The 24935-nt window shown below is 66.7% G+C and carries 18 protein-coding genes; 11 read left to right on the top strand and 7 right to left on the bottom strand.

All coding sequences use genetic code 11. The features are described 5' to 3' along the window. Window positions 1–178 precede the first annotated feature (178 nt). From LQK81_RS08340 to LQK81_RS08330, 3 genes are all read left to right on the top strand, one after another. Entirely contained in the window at window positions 179–1393 is a 1215-nt protein-coding gene (locus LQK81_RS08340; RefSeq protein ID WP_230805286.1) for an NADP-dependent isocitrate dehydrogenase, read from the top strand. 133 nt (window positions 1394–1526) lie between these two features. Next, window positions 1527–1928, top strand: a complete 402-nt coding sequence (locus LQK81_RS08335) for a MarR family winged helix-turn-helix transcriptional regulator (RefSeq protein ID WP_230805284.1) — start codon at window positions 1527–1529, stop codon at window positions 1926–1928. A 95-nt stretch (window positions 1929–2023) separates the two neighbouring features. Further along, window positions 2024–3319 (top strand): MFS transporter, encoded by a 1296-nt coding sequence (locus LQK81_RS08330; RefSeq protein ID WP_230805282.1) that lies wholly within the window; start codon window positions 2024–2026, stop codon window positions 3317–3319. Window positions 3320–3385: 66 nt separating this feature from the next. Here the strand turns inward: LQK81_RS08330 and LQK81_RS08325 are convergent, their stop codons facing one another. After that, window positions 3386–5065, bottom strand: coding sequence for an arylsulfatase (locus tag LQK81_RS08325; protein WP_230805280.1), 1680 nt, complete (start codon window positions 5063–5065; stop codon window positions 3386–3388). A gap of 355 nt (window positions 5066–5420) precedes the next feature. Here LQK81_RS08325 and LQK81_RS08320 point away from each other — a divergent pair, with 355 nt between their 5' ends. After that, window positions 5421–6758 (top strand): glycosyltransferase family 4 protein, encoded by a 1338-nt coding sequence (locus tag LQK81_RS08320; protein WP_230805279.1) that lies wholly within the window; start codon window positions 5421–5423, stop codon window positions 6756–6758. 4 nt (window positions 6759–6762) lie between these two features. Then, the gene (locus tag LQK81_RS08315) at window positions 6763–7530 is read left to right on the top strand and encodes an HAD-IIB family hydrolase (RefSeq protein WP_230805277.1); all 768 of its coding nucleotides are present in this window, start codon (window positions 6763–6765) and stop codon (window positions 7528–7530) included. A gap of 80 nt (window positions 7531–7610) precedes the next feature. Here LQK81_RS08315 and LQK81_RS08310 read toward each other — a convergent pair whose 3' ends face one another. The 4 genes from LQK81_RS08310 to recA all read right to left on the bottom strand — a co-directional run bounded on the left by LQK81_RS08310 (window position 7611) and on the right by recA (window position 14511). After that, on the bottom strand, window positions 7611–8840 hold the full coding sequence (locus LQK81_RS08310) for a GGDEF domain-containing protein (protein ID WP_230805275.1): 1230 nt from the start codon (window positions 8838–8840) through the stop codon (window positions 7611–7613). A gap of 345 nt (window positions 8841–9185) precedes the next feature. Further along, window positions 9186–10112 (bottom strand): mitochondrial fission ELM1 family protein, encoded by a 927-nt coding sequence (locus LQK81_RS08305; RefSeq protein WP_230805273.1) that lies wholly within the window; start codon window positions 10110–10112, stop codon window positions 9186–9188. 223 nt (window positions 10113–10335) lie between these two features. Then, a complete protein-coding gene (gene alaS / locus LQK81_RS08300) occupies window positions 10336–12999 on the bottom strand; it encodes an alanine--tRNA ligase (RefSeq protein ID WP_230805271.1) in 2664 nt (887 codons plus the stop codon). Window positions 13000–13422: 423 nt separating this feature from the next. Next, window positions 13423–14511, bottom strand: coding sequence for a recombinase RecA (recA, locus tag LQK81_RS08295; protein WP_230805269.1), 1089 nt, complete (start codon window positions 14509–14511; stop codon window positions 13423–13425). A gap of 231 nt (window positions 14512–14742) precedes the next feature. Here recA and LQK81_RS08290 point away from each other — a divergent pair, with 231 nt between their 5' ends. Both LQK81_RS08290 and LQK81_RS08285 read left to right on the top strand, forming a co-directional pair. Next, window positions 14743–15690: a carbohydrate kinase family protein gene (locus LQK81_RS08290; protein ID WP_230805267.1), complete on the top strand. Its 948-nt coding sequence runs from the start codon at window positions 14743–14745 to the stop codon at window positions 15688–15690. 62 nt (window positions 15691–15752) lie between these two features. Then, complete coding sequence (locus LQK81_RS08285; protein ID WP_230805265.1) at window positions 15753–16676, top strand: pseudouridine-5'-phosphate glycosidase; 924 nt, start codon at window positions 15753–15755, stop codon at window positions 16674–16676. A gap of 88 nt (window positions 16677–16764) precedes the next feature. Here the strand turns inward: LQK81_RS08285 and cckA are convergent, their stop codons facing one another. After that, entirely contained in the window at window positions 16765–19365 is a 2601-nt protein-coding gene (gene cckA, locus LQK81_RS08280) for a cell cycle histidine kinase CckA (protein WP_230805263.1), read from the bottom strand. A 272-nt stretch (window positions 19366–19637) separates the two neighbouring features. Here cckA and LQK81_RS08275 point away from each other — a divergent pair, with 272 nt between their 5' ends. After that, complete coding sequence (locus tag LQK81_RS08275) at window positions 19638–20672, top strand: flagellar biosynthetic protein FliO (protein ID WP_230805261.1); 1035 nt, start codon at window positions 19638–19640, stop codon at window positions 20670–20672. A 211-nt stretch (window positions 20673–20883) separates the two neighbouring features. Here LQK81_RS08275 and dksA read toward each other — a convergent pair whose 3' ends face one another. After that, the gene (dksA, locus tag LQK81_RS08270; RefSeq protein ID WP_230805258.1) at window positions 20884–21303 is read right to left on the bottom strand and encodes an RNA polymerase-binding protein DksA; all 420 of its coding nucleotides are present in this window, start codon (window positions 21301–21303) and stop codon (window positions 20884–20886) included. A gap of 420 nt (window positions 21304–21723) precedes the next feature. Between dksA and LQK81_RS08265 the strand changes: the two genes are divergently transcribed. The 3 genes from LQK81_RS08265 (at window position 21724) to LQK81_RS08255 (ending at window position 24885) form a co-directional block, all read left to right on the top strand. Continuing rightward, a complete protein-coding gene (locus LQK81_RS08265) occupies window positions 21724–22239 on the top strand; it encodes a SixA phosphatase family protein (RefSeq protein ID WP_230805630.1) in 516 nt (171 codons plus the stop codon). An 88-nt stretch (window positions 22240–22327) separates the two neighbouring features. Further along, entirely contained in the window at window positions 22328–23806 is a 1479-nt protein-coding gene (locus LQK81_RS08260) for a YcjX family protein (RefSeq protein ID WP_442967089.1), read from the top strand. Then, window positions 23803–24885, top strand: a complete 1083-nt coding sequence (locus LQK81_RS08255) for a YcjF family protein (protein ID WP_230805254.1) — start codon at window positions 23803–23805, stop codon at window positions 24883–24885. The genes LQK81_RS08260 and LQK81_RS08255 overlap by 4 nt, the downstream gene beginning before the upstream one ends. Window positions 24886–24935 lie beyond the last annotated feature (50 nt).

The following is a 24935-nucleotide window of genomic DNA, read 5'->3' as shown; positions in this document are numbered from 1 at the left end:
CGAATCACGCCCCGGCGGTGCAGGGGCAGCTTCCACATTCCGGCGCGGCAGGAAAGCGAAAATTATGCCCGCTGGCGCCGGCTCGGCTTTGCCTTCCAGCCCCGCAATGCTATAGGCGCTCACGATCCAACCTTCACGAAACGGGGCAATCCGCCCTCATCAGGCAGCGAGGCATTCCATGGCAAAGATCAAGGTCGCAAATCCGGTCGTCGAACTCGACGGCGACGAGATGACCCGCATCATCTGGCAGTTCATCAAGGACAAGCTGATCCACCCCTACCTCGACGTCGACCTGAAATACTACGACCTCAGCGTCGAGAACCGGGACGCCACCGAAGACCAGGTGACGGTCGATGCCGCCAACGCGATCAAGAAGTACGGCGTCGGCGTCAAGTGCGCGACGATCACCCCGGATGAAGGCCGCGTCGAGGAATTCAAGCTGAAGAAGATGTGGAAGTCGCCGAACGGCACGATCCGCAACATCCTCGGCGGCGTCATCTTCCGCGAGCCGATCATCTGCAAGAACGTGCCCCGCCTCGTTCCCGGCTGGACCAAGCCGATCATCGTCGGCCGCCACGCCTTCGGCGACCAGTACCGCGCGACCGACTTCAAGTTCCCCGGCAAGGGCAAGCTGACGATGAAGTTCGTCGGCGAGGACGGCAAGGAGATCGAGTACGACGTCTTCGACGCTCCGTCCGCCGGCGTCGCCATGGGCATGTACAACCTCGACGATTCTATCACCGAATTCGCCCGCGCCTCGTTCAACTACGGCCTGCAGCGCAAGGTGCCGGTGTATCTGTCGACCAAGAACACCATCCTCAAGGTCTATGACGGCCGCTTCAAGGACATCTTCCAGGAGGTGTTCGACAAGGAATTCGCCGACAAGTTCAAGGAAGCGAAGATCTGGTACGAACATCGCCTGATCGACGACATGGTCGCCTCGGCGCTGAAGTGGTCCGGCGGCTACGTCTGGGCCTGCAAGAACTACGACGGCGACGTCCAGTCCGACATCGTCGCGCAGGGCTTCGGCTCGCTCGGCCTGATGACCTCGGTGCTGATGACGCCGGACGGCCAGACGGTCGAGGCCGAAGCCGCCCACGGCACCGTCACCCGCCACTACCGCCAGCACCAGAAGGGCGAGGAAACCTCGACCAACTCGATCGCCTCGATCTTCGCCTGGACGCGCGGCCTCGCCCACCGCGCCAAGCTCGACAACAATGCCGAGCTCGCGAAGTTCGCAGCCACGCTGGAAAAGGTCTGCGTCGACACCGTCGAGGCCGGCTTCATGACCAAGGATCTGGCGCTGCTGATCGGTCCCGACCAGCCCTGGCTCTCCACCACCGGCTTCCTCGACAAGATCGACGAGAACCTGCAGAAGGCCATGGCCGCCTGATCGGCAGGGCGACCGGCAAGACCGATTGAAACCTCCGAAGGACCCGGCCTCGCGCCGGGTCTTTCTGTCTTCCGTCCGGGAAATCATCCGCTTCCATCTTGCGCCGGCGGACATGCGGGTATATACCCGAGAAATGCCGAACGATACCTGCCACTGCATCCTGCTGCGCAAGGCCTCCCGCAAGGTCTCGTCCTACTACGACGAGGCGCTGGCGCCGCTCGGCGTGAACATCGGCCAGTTCAGCCTGCTGAGGAACATCAACCGCATGGCGCCGGTGTCGCTGACGGATCTCGCCGCCCGGGTCGAGCTCGACCGCTCGACGGTCGGCCGCAACGCCAAGGTCCTGGAACGCATGGGATTGATCGCGATCGGCCACGGCAAGGATCAGCGCGAGGCAATGCTGGTGGTCACCCAGACGGGACAGGCGACCCTCCAGCAGGGCGCACCGCTCTGGGACGGGGTGCAGGACGATATCGAGGCCCGTCTGGGTCCGGACAAGACCAGGCAATTGCAGGAACTGCTCGCAGCTCTTTAGCTTATTTGCCAAGAAACGGGTATATGCCCACACAAAAACGGGCATCTACCCGTAAATTCCGCCCGCGTGAGGCGATCAGGAAAGGGACTTTGCACATGCTCTCCACAAGCCTCGCCAGATGGATGGCCGGACGGAACCTTCACTACGGATGGGTGGTCGCCGCGACCACCTTCCTGACCATGCTGGCGACCGCCGGCGCCATGGGCTCGGCCGGTGTGATGATCCAGCCGCTGCACCACGAATTCGGATGGGACATCGCCGACATTTCGTCTGCCATGGCGGTGCGGCTGGTGCTCTTCGGCCTGCTCGGCCCCTTCGCGGCCGCCTTCATGAACCATTTCGGCATCCGCCAGGTCGTCGCGACCGCGCTCGGCCTCATCATGGGTGGCATCGCCGTGTCCTTCGTCATGACCGAAGTGTGGCAGCTTCTACTCCTGTGGGGCGTCGTCATCGGCGTCGGCACGGGGATGACCGCGCTGGTACTGGGCGCGACCGTCGCCAGCCGCTGGTTCTCAAAGCGGCGCGGTCTCGTCGTCGGGCTGATGACGGCGAGCAACGCCACCGGCCAGCTCGTCTTCCTGCCGGCGCTCGCCGCCCTGACGGAAGCCTATGGCTGGCGCATGGCGCTGACGCTCACCGTGGCCGTCATCGCGCTCGCCATGGTGCTCGTCCTGCTCCTCATGCGCGACCACCCCGCCGATGTCGGCCTGCCCGCCTATGGCGAGACGGCGGTCGTCAAGCCGCCGAAAGAGGACCACAAGCTGCTCGCCACCCTCGCCTCGCCGCTCGTCACCTTGAAGAGCGTCTCCGGCAACCCCGTCTTCTGGGTCCTGTTCGGCACCTTCTTCGTCTGCGGCCTGTCGACCAACGGCCTCATCCAGACGCATTGGATCTCGATCTGCGGCGATTTCGGCATGGCGGCGGTGACGGCCGCAGGCACGCTCGCCGTCATCGGCATCTTCGACTTCTTCGGCACGATCTTCGCCGGCTGGCTTTCCGACCGCTACGACAACCGCTTCCTGCTGTTCTGGTTCTACGGCCTGCGCGGCCTGTCGCTGATCTACCTCTCCTTCTCCGGCTTCAGCTTCGTGGAATTGTCGATCTTCGCCGTCTTCTACGGGCTGGACTGGGTTGCGACGGTGCCGCCGACCGTGAAGCTGGCGGCGGAAAACTTCGGCCGCGAGAAGGCAGGCCTCGTCTTCGGTTGGGTCTTCGCAGGCCACCAGCTCGGTGCGGCCACCGCCGCCTTCGGTGCCGGTTATTTCCGCAGCGACTTCGGCACCTACATGCCGGCGCTCCAGATCGCCGGGGTGATGTGCGTGATCGCGGCCGTCTCGGTCCTGCTGCTCAACCGGCCGGGTTCGGTGAAGCTGGCCCCGCAGGCCGGCTGACCGCCCGCCCGCAGGAGGCTCCGACAACGCGGCGGGCGGCCTTGCAGCCGCCCGCCTTCCGGTCCATCAGTTGCCCGGCTTGTTGCGGATCGCAGCGTCGATCTGCTTCTTCACGGCGTCGAGGTTGAACGAGGCCGGGTCCTGCATCGGCGGATAGTCGACCGCCGTGAGCGCCAACTTGGCGACCTCCTGCTGGACGCTGACGAACCGCCAGAATTCACGGGCGAAGAAGTCGTTCATGTATCCCCCGCCGAGGTCATTGAGGCTCTGCCCGCCGACTGACGGGGTTCGCTCGAACGGGTCCTGGCGGATGTTGACCATGGTCGGCATGTCGGTCGTCACCTTCGGTCCGGGCCAGCCCTGGGGCTGCTGGAAGAACTGGAACTTGAAGTTGTCGATCCGCACGGCACCGAGTTCCGGCCCGCCGAAATAGAAGAACTCATGCCGGGCGGACGGGCCGTTTCCGGTCAGGAGGTCCATCTGGTTGTATCCGTCGAGATGGTTCCTGTAGGTCCGGTCGCCGAGTTGCACGCCCTTCAACAGCTGATCGGTGATGTCGGGATTGCCGGCAGCCGCCACGAGCGTCGGAAACCAGTCGAGCGCGGAGAAGATGCCGTTCTCCACCGCACCGGCCCGCACCTTGCCCGGCCAGCGGATGATGGCGGGCGCGCGGAAGCCGCCCTCCATCACGGTGCCTTTGGTGCCCTTGAAGGGGGTCATCCCGCCGTCGGGCCAGGTGAACACCTCCGCGCCGTTGTCGGTCGTGAAGATCACGATCGTATTGCCGGCTTCCCCGGCATCGTCGACGCATTTCATGATCGCCCCGACGCTGTCATCGAGCTGCGCCATGCCTGCTTCCTCGAGGCCGTAGTTGGTGTCGCTGTTCATCAGCGCCTGGTACTTCGGCGACAGGAAGGTCCAGACGTGCATGCGCGTGGTGTTGTGCCAGACGAAGAACGGCTTTCCATCCGTCTTCGCCTTGTCCATGAAGTCACACGAGGCCTTCACCAACACCTCGTCGAAGGTCCCCATGTCGTATTTCGCCTTGGGCAGGATGTCGTGCATGTTCGGCACGTTCGACATGTCCGGATAGGGCGCCAGCGGCCCTTCGTCGACGATCCGCTGCTTGCCGACCTTGCCCCAGCGCGGCTGCTCGGAGGTATCGTCGGTGTCCGTCGCGAAGCTGTGCACCAGGTTGCGCGGGCCGACCTTGTCCCGGTAGGACTGGTCGTTCGGGAACGAGTACCAGTAGGGATCGGACATGGCGTCCAGATGGTACAGATAGCCGAAGAACTCGTCGAAGCCATGCAGCGTCGGCAGGTACTTGTTCAGGTCGCCGAGATGGTTCTTGCCGAACTGGCCCGTCGCGTATCCCTGCACCTTCAGCGCCGCGGCGATGGTGGCGGCCTTGTCGGGCATGCCCACGTCCGCCCCGGCCTGGCCGACGGTCGTCAGCCCGGTCCGAAGGGGTATCTCGCCGGTGATGAAGCTCGCCCGGCCCGCCGTGCAGCTCGCCTCGGCGTAGTAGTCGGTGAACATCATCCCTTCCGACGCCAGCCTGTCGAGGTTCGGCGTCTTTCCGGACATGATGCCGCGATGATAGGCGCCGATGTTGAACCACCCGACGTCGTCACCCATGATGACGACGATGTTGGGCTTCGGTTCCTGAGCGGCAACGGGCGCGTTCAGGGCAAATGCAAATGTGGACGATAGCAGTCCCATGCAGATATTGCGCAAGGCACTCATGTTTCACCCTCCTCCTGGGTTCGCGCAGGCAAAGATGTTCTTGGGCATGCCGAAGATGCGAAATGGAGAGAAGCTTTAGGAATACAGGCCCTGCCCGGGCGTATTCACGCAGCGTCCGGGATGTGCCGCCGGACCGCACGGAATTTACCACGAAACGGCGCCTTGCGACAGCATTCCGTACCGGCCGGAGACCATGAACCGGAGGGCGCCACGGCGGCCCGCCACCCGCGCCGGCAGACAGCCGTTGCACGGCGGAGCACAGCTGAGATCAGTATAACCGCGCGCGGGATCTCACCGAAAAGTGCATGTCCCGGGGTTGAAGCCTCGGTCATCCGCCCTATCCTAGTCAGCCGATATGACTGAAAAGATTGATGTTGAAAACCTTCCACGAATAGCCCTCGTCTCGACGCACGGCTATGTTGCAGCTAATCCTCCGCTTGGCGCGGCCGATACAGGCGGCCAGGTCGTCTATGTTCTGGAACTGGCTAAAAAACTTGGCCGTCTCGGCTTTCTGGTCGACATATACACGCGCCAGTTCGAGGACCAGCCCCAGTTCGACGAGGTCGACGATCGCGTCCGGGTCGTCCGCATCCCCTGCGGCGGCCGCGACTTCATTCCCAAGGAATACCTGCACACCCACCTGATGGCCTGGTGCGAGGCGGCGATCCGCTTCATCAGGGCGAACAAGCTCGAATATTTCTTCATCAACAGCCACTACTGGGATGCCGGCGTTGCCGGCCAGCGCCTGTCCGAGGCGCTGTCGGTGCCGCATATCCATACGCCGCATTCGCTCGGCATGTGGAAAAAACGGCAGATGGAGACCGACTATCCGGACAAGGCCGACACCTTCGAGACCGAGTTCAACTTCTCCGAACGCATCAAGCACGAGCTGATCGTCTACCGCAGCTGCAACCTCGTCATCGCCACGACGCCGATCCAGCTCGACATGCTGGTCAACGACTACGGGCTGAAGCCGGAACGGGTGCACATGATCCCGCCGGGCTATGACGACAACCGCTTCTTCCCCGTCTCCTCGGCTTCGCGCGAGATGGCGCGCCAGCGCTTCGGTTTCCGCGGCAAGACCGTGCTGGCGCTCGGGCGACTTGCGACCAACAAGGGCTACGACCTCCTGATCGAGGGCTTCTCGGTCCTGGCCGAGCGGGAACCGGAGGCGCGCCTGCACCTTGCCGTCGGCGGCGAGACGATCGACGAGCAGGAGACGGCCATCCTCGACCAACTCAAGCAGCTGGCGCGCGAGCGCGGGCTTAAGGACCGGATCGACTTCTCCGGCTTCGTCTCCGACGAAGACCTTCCCGACTACTACCGCGCCGCCGACCTGTTCGTCCTGTCCAGCCGCTATGAGCCGTTCGGAATGACGGCGATCGAGGCGATGGCGAGCGGCACGCCGACGATCATCACCGTCCATGGCGGCCTGTTCCGCTCGGTCAGCTACGGCCGCCACGCGCTCTTTGCCGACCCGTTCGACAAGTATGACCTCGGCATCACCATGATGAAGCCGCTGAAGCATCCGCGCCTCTACAATCGCCTGTCGCGCATGGGCGCCCACAAGGCCCGCAGCCTGTTCACCTGGACCGGCATCGCCCAGCAACTCATCGCACTGGTGGAAGGCCGGCCGATGCGCCAGGCGCTCGACGCCGACGACTGGGCCGAGCCGTGGAACGACGGGGACTGAGACCGTGATCCGCCTCCTCTCCTCCGACCTGGACGGGACCCTGATCGGCGACCGGCGGGCGACGCAGCGTTTTCGCGCCTATTGGGCGGCGCTCAACCCCGCCACCCGCCCGGTCCTCGTCTACAACAGCGGCCGCCTGGTCGATGACATCGAGGCGCTGCTCGCCGTCTCGGACCTGCCGGAACCCGATTTCATCATCGGCGGCGTCGGCACGATGATCGGCGGCCGGCTGGACGACGACCGGCGTGCGCGTTTCGGCGCGACCTTGGGCGCGCCCTTCGACCGCGAGGCACTGATGCGCGTGATGCGTCAGGTGGACGGCATCCGCCTGCAGGAGGAGGCGTTCCAGCATGCCCACAAGCTGAGCTGGCACCTGCACGGCGCCGGTGACGACCATATCGCCGAACTGGAGGAAAGCCTGGCCGAGGCCGGCATCGAGGCGCGTCTCGTCTATTCGAGCGACCGCGATCTCGACGTGCTGCCGCGCACGGCAAACAAGGGTGCGGCCCTCGCCTGGCTTTGCCGCGAACTCGCCATCGACTTCGCCGAGGTCGCCGTCGCCGGCGATACCGGCAACGACCGCGACATGTTCACGCTGCCGTCCGTGCGCGGCATCGTGGTCGGCAATGCGCTGGACGAATTGCGGCGCCTCGCGGAGGACGAGCCACGCCACTATCAGGCCCAGCGCGCCTGCGCCGACGGCGTCATCGAGGGACTGGAGCATCTTGCAGCGCACGGCCACGCGGCGTCGGCAAGGGTCGGCGGACGATAGGGCGGAGGCTGCCGCGTCGGGCGCTGTCGTGGAGGCTGAGATCGCCGGATCCGGATCGGACCGCGGACTTCTCGCGGAGACTACAGCGCGATCGACACGTTCGTGACATCGGCGTCGCGCATGAGCCCGGCCACCTGCAGCAGGCTCTCGGCCGGCCCGGCCGCGCTGACGCGGTTTCGCCCATCCGCCTTGGCCCGGTAGAGCGCGCTGTCCGCGGTCGCGACCAGCCTGTCGAGGTCGCCGCCGCACAAAAGCACCGAAGCGACCCCGATGCTCACGCTCACCGAAATCAGCGCGCCGTAGTGGCCGATCGAAAGCGCGGCCGTATCCTCCCGCAGCCGGTCGGCGAAGGCCACGGCTTCGTCGATGTCCCGGTCGGGCACAAACAATGCGAACTCTTCGCCACCGAAGCGGCCGAAGATCATCCCCTCCTCCAGCCGCGCGGTGACCGCCGCGGCAAAGCGGCACAACACCTTGTCCCCGGCCTGGTGGCCGTAGGTGTCGTTGATCGTCTTGAAGTGGTCGAGGTCGAGCAGCATCAGCACGCCGCCCGGGCGCCGGGGCGAAAGGCTGGCGGCCGCCTCCGCCATGAACGCCCCCCTGTTGAGCACGCCGGTCAGCGCATCGGAACGCGCCGCCTGGCGGAACACGAATTCGCTGCGTTCCTTGAGAAGGACGAGGATGGCGACCGCAACGACCAGCGTATGCACGAAGATCTCCAGCGCGAACGCCGCAAACCAGAACGAGACCGCCGGGCTGCCGCCGTCGGAGACGGGCGCCAGAAGGGCAAACGGGATGCGCGCCGAATAGAACACCGCATGCGTGGCAAGCAGCAGCGCGATCACCCGCCGCGACGGCAGGGCCTCCCGCTCGCGCCCGCGCAAGAGTTCGCGCGCCATCGCCAGCGAATAGGCCGAGACGATGACCGACATCAGGATGATCCGAAGGCTCATGTCGGCGGCAAACCGGTCGGAGAAGGCGTAGGCCGCGACCCAGGCGGCCGGCCCGGCCGCAATCGCCAGCCGCGAAACGCGCTCGCCGTCGAAGGCGCGAAAACCTGCCCAGGTCAGGCTGTAGCCGAGTGCTGCCAGCGCATTGCCGAGGCCGATCGAAACCTCAGGCGCAACGACGCCGCGCAGGCCGAGGAGCGCGCTCGCCGCCGAGCCGATCCACATCGCCACGCACCAGTAGCCCGTGGCCACGGTCTTGTGACCGGCAAACCAGTGGAAGGCCAGGAACACGGCGACGACGAGCGTCGACAGGAAAGTGCAGACCATCAAGGTCGGCAGGCTGATCAGGTTGTCGAGCAAGAATCACACCCCTTCGGTGGCCGGAAAATAACACTGAACACTGAAGACTTTGCAAATGAATATAAGGGGATGCCCGGACGACACTCCTGCCCGCCGCCCTCGCCGGCCAGCCCCGGAAGGATCGGCGCGTGCCCGCGATCGAGCGGTTCGGCGGTCACGGGGCAACACCCGCCATGACGCGGCAACCACGCCCGGCACGCGGCCACTCCATGAGTGGCGGAGCGCGCCCCAACAGGCAAATGCGAGCAGGGGCGCGTGGCGGCTGCGGATGCCGGCGCTCTGCCGATGGCTCAAGGTGGACTGTCAGGCGCTCGATACGGCGCCAGCCGATGCCCCGCGCGGTGGTCAGTCCGCGAGGCGGGTCCTGACGATGCCGGCGATCCGTTCGGCCTCGCGCGGCGGCTCGTAGGCATAGGGCAGAAGCTCGCCGCGGAAGGGGCGCGTCAGCCGCAGGGTTTCCTGCAGGTCGCGGTGGTACCACTCGAACTTGTCGAGCCGCTCGCCGGGCACGGCGGTGAGATCGAGGGCATAGACGGGCCGGCCGGTCGACAGCGCCTCGCAGGGCATGGTGATGGAATCCTTGGCGATGAGGAAGGCGTCCGCCGCCGCGACATAGTCGGGATAGGGGTTCTCGCTGATCCGGTCCCACACGACCACATTCTGCGAGCGCAGCCTCGATGAAGCCTGCAAGGTGCCGTCGTTGGAGCGGCGCGAGACGGAGATCAGGACCTTCCAGCCCTGCTCGGCGAGCCCGCCGACCGCCTCGGAGATCCGCCGGTGCGCGGCGTCGTCATAGTCATAGGCGCCGTTCGGCCCGCCGAGGAAGACGGCGGCGACCTTCTCGCCGGCCGGCGCATGGACGGCGCGCGCCGCCGGCCGGCGCGCCTCCCAGAACTCGGCGGAAAAGCGATGCGGCACGCCCAGCATCTGATGGTAGCCCGGACGCCCCTCCATCTCGGGCGTCCAGCCGTGGCGCGAGACGAACACGAGGTCGTAACCCTCGATCTTCGGCTTCTGGAGGTGAACGGCCAGCGGTCTGCCCCCGTAGGCGGCCTTGATCTTCATCACCCGCTTCTCGGCCCGAAAGCCGCAGGAGACGATCAGATGCGGCTGGGGCTCGGACCGGCGGAACAGCGGCGGATCGAAGATCCGGCGAAAACCGCGACCCGGAACGACCACCTTATCGACCGGGTGCTGGTCGAAATAGCGAGCAACGGCAACACATTGCGACAAAGTGCCGATTTTCGCCTCACTGACATTCCACGCAATCATTCAAGCCTATCCGATACAGAATGCACTGCCCTCAATCGTCCGGCGCCGACCCGGCCCGCCCGTCGAAATCCCGCGTCGACTGCCCGGTTCAGTCCAGTGCCGCACCACCGGCCGGAGGGCCGCAAACCGGACCTCCGCCGCACGGCCACCTGGCCACAGCATCCTGCCGGCCGATCCCGTGGCGACAGCCGCACATGGCAGGCCCGCCGCCTTTCACAAACTGTCAGCCCGCGAGCGCGGCTGCGACCTGCTCGACGGCCTCGCCGGCGCGCTGGCCGTCCGGGCCGCCGGCCTGCGCCATGTCCGGCCGTCCGCCGCCGCCCTTGCCGCCGAGTGCGGCCGAGGCGACGCGGACGAGGTCGACGGCATTGAAGCGGCCGGTGAGATCGTCGGTGACGGCGACGACGGCGCTGGCCTTGTCGTCGGCGGAGACGCCGACGAAGGCGACGACGCCCGATCCGAGCCCCTTCTTTCCCTCGTCGGCCAGGCCCTTGAGGTCCTTCGGCTCGACGCCGGTCACGACCTTGCCGAGGAATTTGACGCCGGCGATCTCGCGGACGGCATCGCCGCCATTGCCGCCGCCACCGCCGAGCGCCAGCTTCTTCTTGGCCTCGGTCAGTTCGCGCTCCAGCTTGCGCCGCTCGTCGAGCAGCGCATCGATGCGGGACAGTACCTCGCCCGGCTGCACCTTGAGGCTGACGGCCAGCGTCTTCACCCGCTCGTCCTGCTCGGCCAGATAGGCGCGCGCGGCCTCGCCCGTCAGCGCCTCGAGGCGCCGCACCCCGGCCGCGACCGCGCTCTCGCCGACGATCCGGACCAGCCCGATCTCGCCCGTCGCCCCCACATGGGTGCCGCCGCAGAGTTCGACCGAATAGGGCTTTCCGGCCTTGGCGCCGCGGATGCCGGTGCCCATCGACACGACGCGGACCTCGTCGCCGTACTTCTCGCCGAACAGCGCCATCGCGCCTTCGGCGATCGCGTCGTCCACGCTCATCAGCCGGGTGGTCACGGCCGTGTTCTGCACGATGATCTCGTTCGCCATCTCTTCGACGACCTTCAGTTCCTCGGCCGTCATCGGCTTGGGATGCGAGACGTCGAAGCGCAGCCGTTCCGGCGCCACCAGCGAGCCCTTCTGGGTCACGTGGGTGCCGAGCACCTCGCGCAGCGCCTCGTGCAGCAGGTGCGTCGCCGAATGGTTGGACCGCAGGCGGCCGCGGCGGGCATGGTCGACGTCGAGCGCCACCGCATCGCCGACCTTGATCGTCCCCTCGGCGACGACCGCGCTGTGGACGAAGAGGCCGTCGGCCTTCTTCTGCGTGTCGGTCACGTCCAGGCGGCCATGGTCATGGCTGATCGTGCCGGCATCTCCCATCTGGCCGCCGGATTCGCCGTAGAACGGCGTCTGGCTGACGACGAGCTGGACCTTGTCGCCGGCCGAAGCCGCCTCGACTGCGGCGCCGTCGCGCACGATCGCCTGCACGACGCCTTCCGCCGTCTCCGTGTCGTAGCCCAGAAACTCGGTCGCGCCGTGCTTCTCGCGCAGTTCAAACCAGATCGTCTCGGCCGCAGCGTCGCCGGAGCCGGCCCAGCTCTTGCGGGCCTCCGCCTTCTGCCGCTCCATCGCATCCGAAAAGCCCGAAAGGTCGACGCCGATGCCGCGGTTGCGCAGCGCGTCCTGGGTCAGGTCGAGCGGGAAGCCATAGGTGTCATAGAGCTTGAACGCCGTCTCGCCGTCGAGGATGTCGCCCTTGTGGAGGTTGCCGGATGCATCGGAGAGCAGCGACAGGCCGCGCTCCAGCGTCTTGCGGAAGCGGGTCTCTTCCAGCTTCAGCGTCTCGGAGATCAGCGCCTCCGCCCGGACCAGCTCCGGATAGGCCCGGCCCATCTGCTGCACCAGCGCCGGCAGCAGCCGCCACATCAGCGGCTCGCGCGAACCGAGCAGCTGCGCATGGCGCATCGCCCGGCGCATGATGCGGCGGAGCACGTAGCCGCGCCCCTCGTTGGACGGCAGCACGCCATCGGCGATCAGAAACGCCGACGAGCGCAGGTGGTCGGCGATCACCCGGTGGCTGGCGCGGCGCTCCGGGTCGTTGGCATCGACGCCCGTCGCCTCGACCGAGGCTGCGATCAGCGCCTGGAACAGGTCGATGTCGTAATTGTCGTGCTTGCCCTGCAGCAGGGCCGCGATCCGCTCCAGCCCCATGCCGGTGTCGATCGACGGCCGCGGCAGGTCGATCCGCTCCTCCTTCGTCAGCTGCTCGAACTGCATGAAGACGAGGTTCCAGATCTCGATGAAGCGGTCGCCGTCCTCTTCCGGCGAGCCGGGCGGGCCGCCCCAGATATGGTCGCCGTGGTCGTAGAAGATCTCCGAACACGGGCCACACGGGCCGGTATCGCCCATCGCCCAGAAATTGTCGCTGGTGGCGATGCGGATGATGCGGCTGTCGGGCAGGCCGGCGATCTTCTTCCACAGGCCGAACGCCTGGTCGTCGGTATGGTAGACGGTGACCAGCAGCCGATCCTTGTCGATGCCGAATTCCTTGGTGATCAGCCCCCAGGCGAGCTCGATCGCGCGCTCCTTGAAATAGTCGCCGAACGAGAAGTTGCCGAGCATCTCGAAGAAGGTGTGATGGCGGGCGGTATAGCCGACATTGTCAAGGTCGTTGTGCTTGCCGCCGGCGCGCACGCATTTCTGCGCGCTCGCCGCCGTGGAATAGGGACGTTGCTCGAGCCCGGTGAAGACGTTCTTGAACTGCACCATGCCGGCATTGGTGAACATCAGCGTCGGATCGTTGCGCGGCACCAGCGGGCTGGACGAGACGACCTCGTGTCCGTTCTTGCGGAAATAGTCGAGAAAGGCCGACCGGATCTCATTCACGCCGCTCATCTTGCGTCCTATCATACTTGCAGGCTTTAGGGCCGCGCGCCCCGCCTTAAACCACACTTCGACGGGTTCGCCGCCGGTCCGGGCCCTTGTCCGGCACCGGCATCCGCGTCATCGGTCCCGTCGTCACGGCACTGCCGCGTCCTCCGGTCCCCTGGTCCCTGGACACCCTGCCCCTGGACACCGGCCCCCGGTCATCCGGCTCCCCGGTCCCGAACCGCCGACGGACGACGTCGCGGTCGATCGCCGGCCGGCCCACCGTGTTCGCACGCCGCCTCACCCGCAATCGGCCTCGGCGGCCCTGCCCCGGACCTTGGAAAACTGATGGCTTTTATCGTTCGCCTTCTCCCCTGTCCAGACGAGAAAGCCGGCCTTCGCGCGCGCGAAGGCCGGCTCTCGAATGGAAACAGGAAAAGCCTGCGCCGATCACATCTCGGCGGCGCTGTCTCCGTCGTCGTCCTCCGGCCGTCCGGTGTCGAGCAGCTTGTCGGCGATGAGCCCGGCATTCTGCCTCAGCGCCATCTCGATCTCGCGTGCGGCATCGGGATTGTCGCGCAGGAACTGCTTGGCGTTCTCGCGGCCCTGGCCGAGGCGCTGGCTGTTGTAGGAGAACCAGGAACCGGACTTCTCGACGATGCCGGCCTTGACGCCGAGGTCGATCAGTTCACCGGTCTTGGAGACGCCCTCGCCATACATGATGTCGAACTCGACCTCCTTGAAGGGCGGCGCCATCTTGTTCTTGACGACCTTGATCTTCGTCTGGTTGCCGATCACCTCGTCGCGCTCCTTGACCGCACCGATGCGGCGGATGTCGAGGCGGACGGAGGCGTAGAACTTCAGCGCATTGCCGCCGGTCGTCGTTTCCGGCGAGCCGAACATGACGCCGATCTTCATGCGGATCTGGTTGATGAAGACGACCATGGTGTTCGAGCGCGAGATCGAGGCGGTCAGCTTGCGCAGCGCCTGGCTCATCAGGCGGGCCTGCAGGCCGGGAAGGCTGTCGCCCATCTCGCCCTCGATTTCGGCGCGCGGCGTCAGGGCCGCGACCGAATCGATCACCAGCACGTCGATCGCCCCGGAACGCACCAGCGCATCGGTAATCTCCAGCGCCTGCTCGCCATTGTCCGGCTGCGAGATCAGGAGGTTTTCCAGGTCGACGCCCAGCTTGCGGGCATAGACCGGGTCGAGCGCGTGCTCGGCGTCGACGAAACCGCAGATGCCGCCCTTCTTCTGGGCTTCCGCGATCGTCTGCAGCGCCAGCGTGGTCTTGCCCGAGCTTTCCGGACCGTAGATCTCGATGATTCGGCCCTTCGGCAGGCCGCCGATTCCGAGCGCGATGTCGAGGCCGAGCGAACCGGTCGGGATGGTCTCGATCTCGACGACGCTGTCCTTCGAGCCGAGCTTCATGATCGAGCCCTTGCCGAACGACCTCTCGATCTGAGAAAGTGCCGCTTCGAGTGCCTTGCTTTTGTCCACCGATTTGTCCTCTACGAGCCGCAAAGAGTTTTGTGCCATTTGCTCCACCTTTAGGTTATTGGGGCCAGACAGGCAATGAAGCTGCCGATGGAAGCTATGTACACTTTTTGTTCTCTTTTGGCAACAGCACACCATGCAATTGAATAGTTTCGATATTCGGGGGCGTGTTCCGTTTTCGTTTCCGCGATCCCTTGCGACATTGTATCACCATGTCGCCCGCCGTTGCGACGGCAATCGCGCAGCGAATCGGACGGCACGGAGGCAGGCACGATGACGGCAAGCAGGATCCTCGCGCTCGGCGGCGCCCATGTCGACCGGCGCGGCCGCATCCATGCCGAGACGGCGCCCGGCGCCAGCAATCCGGGCAGCTGGTTCGTCGAGGCCGGCGGCGGCGCCTTCAACGCGGCACGCAACCTTGCTAGGCTCGGCCATGCGGTGCGCCTGATCGCCCCGCGGGGCGGTGATCCGGACGGCGAGATCGTCGCCGCCGCGGCCCGGGAGGCCGGCGTCGAGGACACGCCCTTCACCTTCCTCGACCGGACCACGCCGAGCTACACGGCGATCATCGAGCGCGACGGCAACCTGGTGATCGCGCTCGCCGACATGGAGCTCTACCGCCTGTTCTCCCCCCGCCGCATCCAGCAGCGCGCGGTCCGCGAGGCGTTTTCGGCGACGGATGCCGTCATCACCGACGCCAACCTGCCGGCCGAGACGGTCGCAGCCATCGCCGACGCGGCGCGCAGCAGTGCCAGGCCGGCCTTCGGCATCGCCATTTCGCCGGCCAAGGTGGTGCGCTTCAAGGCGTGCCTGCCGAACCTGTCGGGCCTGTTCATGAACGAGGCGGAAGCGCGCGCGCTGGTCCGCTCCGAGCCCGACGATCCGCGGCGCTGGCCGGACCTGCTACGCGCGGCCGGCCTTGCCCGCGGCGTCGTCACCCGCGGCCGGCACGCCGCCATCGCCTTCGACGAGACGGGGATCGCCATGTTGACCCCGCCCTTGCTGGAGGTTCTGGGCGACGTCACCGGGGCCGGCGACGCGCTCGCCTCGGGCTTCATCTCCGCGCAGCTTGCCGACCGGCCGCTCGGCGAAGCGCTGCGCCAGGGGGCGGCAGCCGCCCTGATCGCCGTCCGCTCGCCGCTGGCGGTGGCCGAGGAGCTCGAACCGGACCTGCTCGCACGCGTCATGGGACTTGTCCCGGACGCCGAAATGCTGTCATGACACCAGCGCGGGCGGCAAGCGACCGCCCGCGCCACCAGCCGACACCTTCCGAGGATCAGAAGATGACCAGATCAGCCCCTCTCCTGCCGATTGCCTATTCCGACGAGGTCACGGCCGCAAAAGAGCGCGGCGCGCCGCTCGTGGCACTGGAATCGACCATCATCACCCATGGCATGCCCTATCCGGGCAATCTGGAAATGGCCCGCAGCGTCGAGCGGATCATCCGCGAGGAAGGCGCCGTTCCGGCCACGATCGCTGTGATCGAGGGCGTGCTGCATGTCGGCCTCGACGATGCCGAGCTCGAGGCGCTGGCGCAGACGTCCGGCGCGATGAAGCTGTCGCGCGCCGATCTCGCCTTCGCCATCGCCGAGCGGCGCACCGGCGCGACCACCGTGGCCGCGACGATGATCGCTGCCGCCCGCGCCGGCATCCGCGTCTTCGCCACCGGCGGCATCGGCGGCGTGCACCGTAAGGCCGAGGAGAGCTTCGACATCTCTGCCGACCTCGACGAACTCGCCCGCACCGGCGTCATCGTCGTCTGCGCCGGCGCCAAGGCGATCCTCGATATTCCCAAGACGCTCGAGGTTCTGGAGAGCCGCGGCGTCCCGGTCGTCACCTATGACAGCCCCGATTTCCCCGCCTTCTGGTCGCGCGAATCGGGCCTGCCGAGCCCGCTGATGCTGAACAGCCCTGCGGCCATCGCCCATTTCCAGACGGTGCGCGAGCAACTCGGCATCGACGGCGGCATGCTCATCGCCAATCCGGTCCCCGAAGAGAGCGAGATCCCGCGCCGCGAGATGGAAATCTATATCCAGCGCGCCCTCGACCACGCCGAGCGCGACGAGATCACCGGCAAGGCGGTCACGCCCTATCTGCTGGATACGATCTTCCGCCTCACCGACGGCCGCAGCCTGGCGACGAACATCGCGCTGGTGGAGAACAATGCCCGTCTGGCGGCCGAAATAGCCGTTGCCCTGGCTGTCTGAAGCCCTGACCATCTGAAGCCTTGGCCATCCGATAGGGCCGATTTCCGGGCAGAGCCTGCCGCCCCCCGTCGAGGGCGGGACGGCAGGCCTATCCGTCCAGCATTTCCCGCACGGCCTCGGCCAGTTGCTTGAGCGAGAACGGCTTGGGCAGGAAGCCGAACTTGGCGTCGGCGGGCAGGTTGCGGGCAAACGCATCCTCGGCATAGCCGGAGACGAAGATGAACTTCAGGTCGGGATAGCGCTTGCGCAGTTCCGTCAGAAGGGTCGGGCCGTCCATCTCCGGCATCACTACGTCGGAGACGACGATGTCCACCGCGCCGCCGAGTTCGTCCATGATGTCGAGCGCCTCGACGCCGGATCCCGCCTCGTGCACGGTATAGCCGCGCGTTTCCAGCATCCGCTTGCCGCCGCGGCGAACCGCCTCCTCGTCCTCGACGAGAAGGACGACGGCAGAGCCGCCGGTGAGGTCGCGCGGCTCCTGCGGCGGCGCTGCCACCGGAGCGGCAGGTGCCGCGGACACGTCCTGGCTGCCGTCCGGCGCGGGATCGGCCATGACGATCTCCTCGACCTGCCGCGGCATGAAGATGCGGAAGGTGGTGCCCTCGCCGAGTTCCGAATCGACGAAGATGTAACCGCCCGTCTGCTTGATGATGCCATAGACCATCGACAGGCCGAGGCCGGTGCCCTTTCCGACCTCCTTGGTGGTGAAGAAGGGCTCGAAGATCTTGTCGCGGATCTCCGGCGGAATGCCGGTCCCCTGGTCGACCACGTCGATCTCGACGTAATCCTGTACCGGCAGTTCGCGATAGCCGAGCGCTGAGACCTCGCCGGCTGCGACGTTGCGGGTGCGGAAGGTGATCGTGCCTCCGTCAGGCATGGCGTCGCGGGCATTGACCGCGAGATTGATCAGCACCTGCTCGAACTGGCCGAGATCGGTCTTCACCGACCAGAGGTCGCGGCCGTAATCGACCTCGATCTTGACATTCGTGCCCGTCATCCGGTCGACCAGCATGCGCAGGTCGCCGATCACGTCGGTCATCTGCAGCACGGTCGGGCGCATCGTCTGCTTGCGCGAGAACGCCAGCAACTGGCGCACGAGCACGGCGGCGCGGTTGGCGTTGCGCTTGATTTCCATCAGGTCGGCGAAGCTCGCATCCGACGGGCGGGCAGAGAGGAGAAGGTGGTCGGACGACAGCAGGATGGCGGTCAGAACGTTGTTGAAGTCGTGGGCGATGCCGCCGGCGAGCGTCCCCACGGCGTTCATCTTCTGCGTCTGCGCCATCTGCTTTTCGAGCGCCTTCTGCTCGGTGATCTCGACCGCATAGACGATCGCGGCCTCTTCCGGCGCCTGGTCGGACTGGTCGATGACGGCGTTCACATAGAAGCGGAAATGTCGGCCGTCGTCGCCCGGAAGCAGCGAATCGATCGGCGCGATGTCCCCCTGCCTGTCCCGCGCCGCCTCGAGCGCCGCCTCCAGCCGCAGCCTGTCGCTCGGATGGACGATCGCCTCCAGCCGCGCGCCCCTGTCGATCTCGTCGCGCGAGACGACACCCGAAAAATGCCTGAGGAACGGCGCGTTCGTGCGCAGGATCCGGCCCTCGCCGTCGACAGACGCGATCGCCATCGGCGTGTTGTTGAAGAAACGGGTGAAGCGCATCGTCGCGGCGGAGGCGGACTGGTCTCCGTCGTCGGCCGCATCGCGGGCCAGGACGATCGTCCGGCTGTCGCCCGGCGCCCCGTCGCGCGCGGCGCTGACCCGGTGGACCAGGCGAACGGGCAGGCTCTGGCCGTTCGACTTGCGCAAGTCGAGGTCGAGCATTTCCGTCTTTTTCGACCCCGCCTCGGCCTGCACCGACTGCACCAGCGCCAGCCCCTCGCCGGCGACGAGGTCGCCGATCGAAAGCTGCCCGGCGTGGAATTTCGTCAGGTCGATCCCGAGCCAGTCGGCAAGGGTGGCGTTGAGATAGACGATCTCGCCCATGCGGCCGGCGGAAAAGAAGCCGGCCGGCGCATGGTCGAGATAGTCGATGGCGTTCTGCAACTCCTTGAAGAAGCGTTCCTGATCGTCGCGCTCCGAGGTGATGTCGGCGATCTGCCAGACATAGAGAGCGGGACCGCCGCTTTCGCGGCTGGGCAGCACCCGCGCCTTCAGGCGGTACCAGCGGGCGCCGCCGCCGGCCGCAGGGGCAAGGGGCTTCAGCAGGCGAAATTCCTCGGCCCCCTCCTTGCCCTCGTGCAGTCCGTTGGTCAGCCGGTAGACCGATTCGGTCGCCTCCCGGTCACGCGAAAAAAGCGTCTCCAGCGTCTGCGCCTCGTTTTCGCGCGTGGCCCCGGTCAGCGCGCCATAGGCCGCGTTCGCATAGACGATGCGGCCCTTGCGGTCGGTGATCAGCGTGCCTTCGGGCTGGGTGTCGACGAAGGTGCGGGAGAGCTCGTCCGGGCGCGAGGCAGGCATGATCTCGATGAAGCCGATCATCGCCGAGACGAAGAAGAAGATGCCCACCATCGCCAGCACGCCAAGCAGGCCGAGCACGAACTCGTTGTCGAGCTGGTTCTTGAAGACGATGAAGGCGCCCGCCGACGCGGTGAGCACGATCGCGAGCAGCACGATCCGCAGGATCACGCCCGGGCGGCTGCTCCGCTCGACGATCGGCGCGTGATACTGAACGTCCTGCCGGATCTTGGACATCGCCCTCTCTCTTGGCCTGAATTCGCAAAGGCCGCGCGACGCGTCAGCCATGTGCAGAATCACTATTAGCGTTTTGAGGGAAACCCAAAAAGCAATGGAATGAAAGCGGAAGGCCCCAATTCACAGGGAATATCCCGGCGGCGCGTCCTGTCTGCCACGAACGGTTGCGCCGCCCGCCCCCAGCCGGTACACGACAGGCCCGCCGCAGCGCTTGTGCGGGCCCGAAAAAAGCCGTCAAATGAACGCAACCTCTCGCCAAGGAGTAGACCTTCATGTTCGATGAGATCCTCGCTCAACACGGCACGAAGTTCCTGGTGGCCGCGCTGGCCGTTCTGCTCGGCCTGGCTTGCCTGGCGCTGGTGCTCTGGATCGTCCGCCGCCGTCCCTCCTCGCCCTTCATCCGTGGCGGGCGCAACCGGCAGCCGCGGCTGTCGGTGCTGGATGCGGCCGCCGTCGACACCCGCCGCCGGCTCGTGCTCGTCAGGCGCGACGACGTCGAGCATCTCCTGATGATCGGCGGCCCGACCGACATCGTCGTCGAAAGCCGCATCGTCAGCGCCGCACCGGCCGACCAGGCGGAACAGGCGCCGGCAGCGCAGTCTCTGTCCCGAAACGCCGTCGCCGAAGCGGCCGACGAGCCGGCCCCCTCCGCCCCAGTCCACACGGTTCCGGCCGCGGCCGCCGAACGCGCTGACGCCACCATGACGCCGGCGCAGAGAGCCACCATCGAGCCGCCGACCGTACCCACACCGGTCGCTATCCCCATGCCCGTCCCCGCGGCACGCCACACCGCAGCAGCGCCGGCCGAACCGCCGCCTGCAAGCCGCATTTCCTCGATGGGCAGCGTGCTTTACGGAGGGGAGACCGCCTCGCCGACCGCCCCCGTCACACCATCGGCGCGCCCTGAGCCGCCGCAGGAACTGCCGGTCGCGCGTGCCGTCCCGGCAGCCACCCCGGCGCCCTCGCCCGTCGAACGCGATGCCATCGATGCGCTCGACCGTGCCCGCGACCGTGTCCTGACCAATCCGGTCGGCATCGGCAGCGAACAGGTCACGGCCGCGGGCGATCCCGGCCGGCATGCCGCCGGGGCCTCCGCCGGACTGCCGCAGCGCAGCGTGCCGGACAACGCCGCCCTCGTCAGCGAATTCGAGAAGATGCTCGAGGCCGAGATCGCGCCATCCCCGGCCCGGCCTGGCGCCGCCGCCTTGCGAATCGAGCCGGCCGGCGAGCAGCCGAAGACCCGCGAGGAAACCGAGGCGGAAATGAGCAGGCTGCTCGGCGAACTCTCCGCCAACCGCAAGCCCTGAGGACCTTGCTCCGGCGCTCCGCCGGCAAGGCGCGTCGGCACTCGTCCGGGCGCTGACCTCGAACGGTGTACGATCCCACGCACAAAAAAGGCCTGCCGAACGGTGCCGGCAGGCCAGATGTTTCAAACGGCGCCAGCAATGGCGGCCACGCCAGACCCGGACCACGTCCCCCGGCGGCCTCGCCGCCCGGGATCACGACCGCCGGCGACGATCACTCGTCGCGATAGACTTTCTCGCGGCGCTCATGGCGCTCCTGGGCCTCGATCGACAAGGTCGCGATCGGACGGGCGTCCAGTCGCTTCAGGCCGATCGGCTCCCCGGTTTCCTCGCAGTAGCCGTATGTGCCCTCATCGAGCCGCTGCAGGGCCGCGTCGATCTTGGAGATCAGCTTGCGCTGCCGGTCGCGGGCCCTCAGTTCGATGGCACGGTCGGTTTCGGAAGAAGCCCGGTCGGCGAGGTCCGGATGGTTGGCACTTTCTTCGGCCAGATGGTCGAGCGTCTCGCGCGCTTCGCGCAGAATGTCGTTCTTCCATGCGTTAAGCTTCGCTCGGAAGTATGCACGCTGGCTGGCACTCATGAATTCTTCGTCTTCATTGAGGACAAAGGTACTAAGATCGATCTTCTCACTCAACGCGATTCTCCTGAAGAACATCTCAAGGGCGCTGTATATCCCTCTGAATGGGCTGATTCAAGCCTGCCAAAACTTGCCACACCGAATTTTGAATCTGCCCGTTTCGGAGACTATCCGGCTAATATTTCATCAACATAACGATCGTGCGTTCCGACCCTTCACTGCATCTGCCGCGCCGGGCCGCACCGTCCGGCGCCCTTGGGCCTGCCGGCAGCCTGTGCGATAGGCGGCTCTCTCCGTACCCGCCTTCGTTGCGATCCGGGCAAGCAATATCCGGGTATCTTCCCAAGTAACGGATGAGCAGCCAATTCGATTGCCTGGCTTGCCTCCCCGGCGAATTCGGTTGATCTTTGCCGCACGGCCATGGAAAACGGCTTTGCAGGAAGCATTCGCGACGAAGGGGGCTCACGCTTGGCAACGGTGACGACTGGGGTCTATCGACTTTTCCTCCTGCGGCATGCCCGGGCCGGCTGGGCGGCCCCCGGAAGTTCCGATTTCGACCGGGCGCTCGACGACCAGGGCTATGCCGAGGCCGAGCTGATCGCCGCGGAAATGGCCGACCAGGGCTACCAGCCGCAACTCGTCGTCTCCTCCACCGCCGTCCGCTGCCGCGAGACCGCCGAGCCGCTGCGCCGCGCCTTCGGCGAGGACCTGCCGATCGAATATGTCGACACGCTCTACCGCGGCTCGGTCGATGCCTATGCGGAGGTTGCCTTCGCCGAGCGGACGGAGGCCTCCATCCTGATCGTCGGCCACAATCCGATGGTGGAGGAATTCTTCCGGCTGGTCGTCGGCCAGCCCGTCGCCGACGCCGCCGCTCCGAACGGTTTCCCGACCGCGGGCCTGGCGACGATCGACTTCGACATGAAGCCAAGCGACCGGAGCTATACCGGCGGCCGGCTTTCCTGCTTCATGACGCCGCGCTCGGGCCATTGAGGCACGGCGCCTTGCCAATTTCACCGCCTCGTCTTTTTCCGGCCGGGGCCGCGACCTATATCGCAACTGGACCTGACCGAAGCGGGAAATGCGATTGCCGACCCTCACCACCCTTGCAGACGATGCGCTGATCGCCCTCGACAATCTCGGCGATCGCGCCGCCAGCTTCGTCAATCCCACCATCCGGCTCGGCGTGACGGGTCTTTCGCGCGCGGGAAAGACGGTGTTCATCTCCTCGCTCGTCCACAATCTCCTGAACGGCGGCCGCCTGCCCCTGTTCGAACCGATGCGCTCGGGCCGGATCTCCCGCGTCCGGCTGGAACCGCAGCCGGACGATGCCGTGCCGCGCTTCCAGTACGAGGACCATATCCGTGCGCTGATCGGCGATCGCCTGTGGCCCGATTCGACCCGCGCTATCTCGCAGTTGCGCCTGACGCTCGACTATGAGAGCGCCAGCGGCTGGAACAGGCTGTGGTCGCCCGGGCGCCTTTCCGTCGACATCGTCGACTACCCCGGCGAGTGGCTGCTGGACCTGCCGCTGCTCGGCCAGGACTATCGCGAATTCAGCGCCGCCACGATCGGGCTGGCGCAGTCGGGCATCCGCAGGGTCCTCTCCGCCGGCTGGCGCGCCGCGAACGGCCTCCTCGATCCGCGCTCTGCCGCCGACGAAGGCGATGCCCGCCGGCTCGCCGACGCCTTCACGGCCTATCTGAGGGCGTGCAAGTCCGACGAGCGCTCTCTTTCCACCCTGCCGCCGGGCCGTTTCCTGATGCCGGGAGACCTCGAGGGCTCACCGGCGCTGACCTTCGCACCGCTGCCGAACCTGCCGGAAGGCCGCGCGCCCAAGGGGTCGCTCTGCGCGATGATGGAGCGGCGCTACGAGGCCTACAAGACGCATGTGGTCAAGCCGTTCTTCCGCGAGCATTTCGCCAGGCTCGACCGGCAGATCGTGCTGATCGACGCGCTCCAGGCCGTCAATCGCGGTACTGAGGCGGTGCAGGACCTCGAGCGCGCGCTCGGTGACGTCATGGCCTGCTTCCGCCCCGGCGCCAACGGCTTCCTGTCCTCCTTCCTGACCCGGCGCATCGACCGGGTGGTGGTGGCGGCGACCAAGGCGGATCACCTGCACCACGAAAGCCATCCGCACCTGGAAGCGCTGACCCGGCGGCTCGTCGAGCGCGCGATCGCCCGCATCGGCCTTTCCGGCGCCGGCGTCGAGGTCATGGCGCTCGCCTCCGTCCGCGCCACCCGCGAGGCGACGGTGCGGCAGGACGGAGTGACGCTGCCCGTCATCGTCGGCACCCCGATCGCTGGCGAGACCATCGACGGCGAGACCTTCGACGGCAACCGGAAAACGGCGATATTTCCCGGGGACTTGCCGGAGAATCCGGATTCACTTTTTCAAGCCGTTGAATCAGATTCGCAGGCCCCTCTCGCCCCCACCCTCAATTTCGTCCGCTTCCGTCCGCCGGAGATGGAAGCCCCCGGCGGCGAACTCAAGCTCTCGATCCCCCACATCAGGCTCGACCGCGCGATGCAGTATCTGATCGGAGACCGGCTGGCATGAACGACAAGCGTCCAAACGGCAGGCGCCCCGCGGCCTTCCACCTGCCCGACGAACCGAAAGTGCCGGAACGCCCCGCCCGGACGGTGCCGCGCGCGCCCGCACAATTCGACGAGGGCGTCATTCTCACGACGGATGCGGAAGATCCCTTTGCGGCGACGACCATCGACCCGGCCCTGCTGCCGGCCGTCGAGGAGGCACAGCCGCGCCGCAGGCGGCTGACGCTCGGCGGCATCGCCGCGACCGCCTTCGGCATCCTGGTGTCGCTGGCGCTGGGGCTCTGGCTGGACAGCCTGATCCGCGATCTCTTCGCCCGCAGCGACTGGCTCGGCTACCTGGCCGCAGGAGCCGCCGGGATCGGCGTCGCGGCCCTCTTCGGTGTCGTCGCCCGCGAGCTGTTCGGCCTGCGCCGGCTGGCGGTCGTCCAGGACATCAAGCAGGAGACGCTCGAGGCGGCCGCCGCGCCGGCCGCAGCTCCCGCCCGCAAGGTGATCGCACGCCTCCTGCACCTTTTTGCCGATCGCCCGCAGACCGCGCGCGGCCGCACCCGGCTGAAGGAGACCGAGGGCGACATCATCGACGGCCCGCATCTCCTGGATCTGGCGGAGCGGGAGATGCTCGCGCCGCTCGACCGCGAAGCCCGGGCGCTGATCCTCGCTGCATCGAAGCGCGTGTCGATCGTCACCGCCGTCTCGCCGCGCGCGCTCGTGGACCTCGGTTACGTCCTTTTCGAAAGCAGCCGGCTGATCCGGGCGATGGCCGAACTCTATGGCGGGCGGCCGGGCAGCCTCGGCATGCTACGGCTTATGCGCGACGTGATCGCCCATCTCGCCGTCACCGGCTCGATCGCCGTCGGCGACAGCCTTGTCCAGCAGGTGCTCGGCCACGGCCTCGCCTCGAAACTCTCCGCCCGCCTCGGCGAAGGCGTCATCAACGGCCTGATGACGGCGCGCATCGGCATCGCCGCCATGGACCTGTGCCGGCCGATGCCGTTCCGGGCGCTGAAGCGGCCGGGCATCGGCGATTTCCTCTCCGACCTCGCTCCCGGCGCGCTTGGCGGCAAGGGCAAGGACCCGTCGTGAAGCCACGGCCAAAGCGGTGGAGAAACCCTGCGGCCCGCGCCAAAACGGGT

Origin of the sequence: Rhizobium sp. GN54, assembly GCF_021026345.1 — a bacterium.
Classification (GTDB): Bacteria; Pseudomonadota; Alphaproteobacteria; order Rhizobiales; family Rhizobiaceae; genus Mycoplana.
This window is presented reverse-complemented; position numbering and strand designations above follow the sequence as displayed.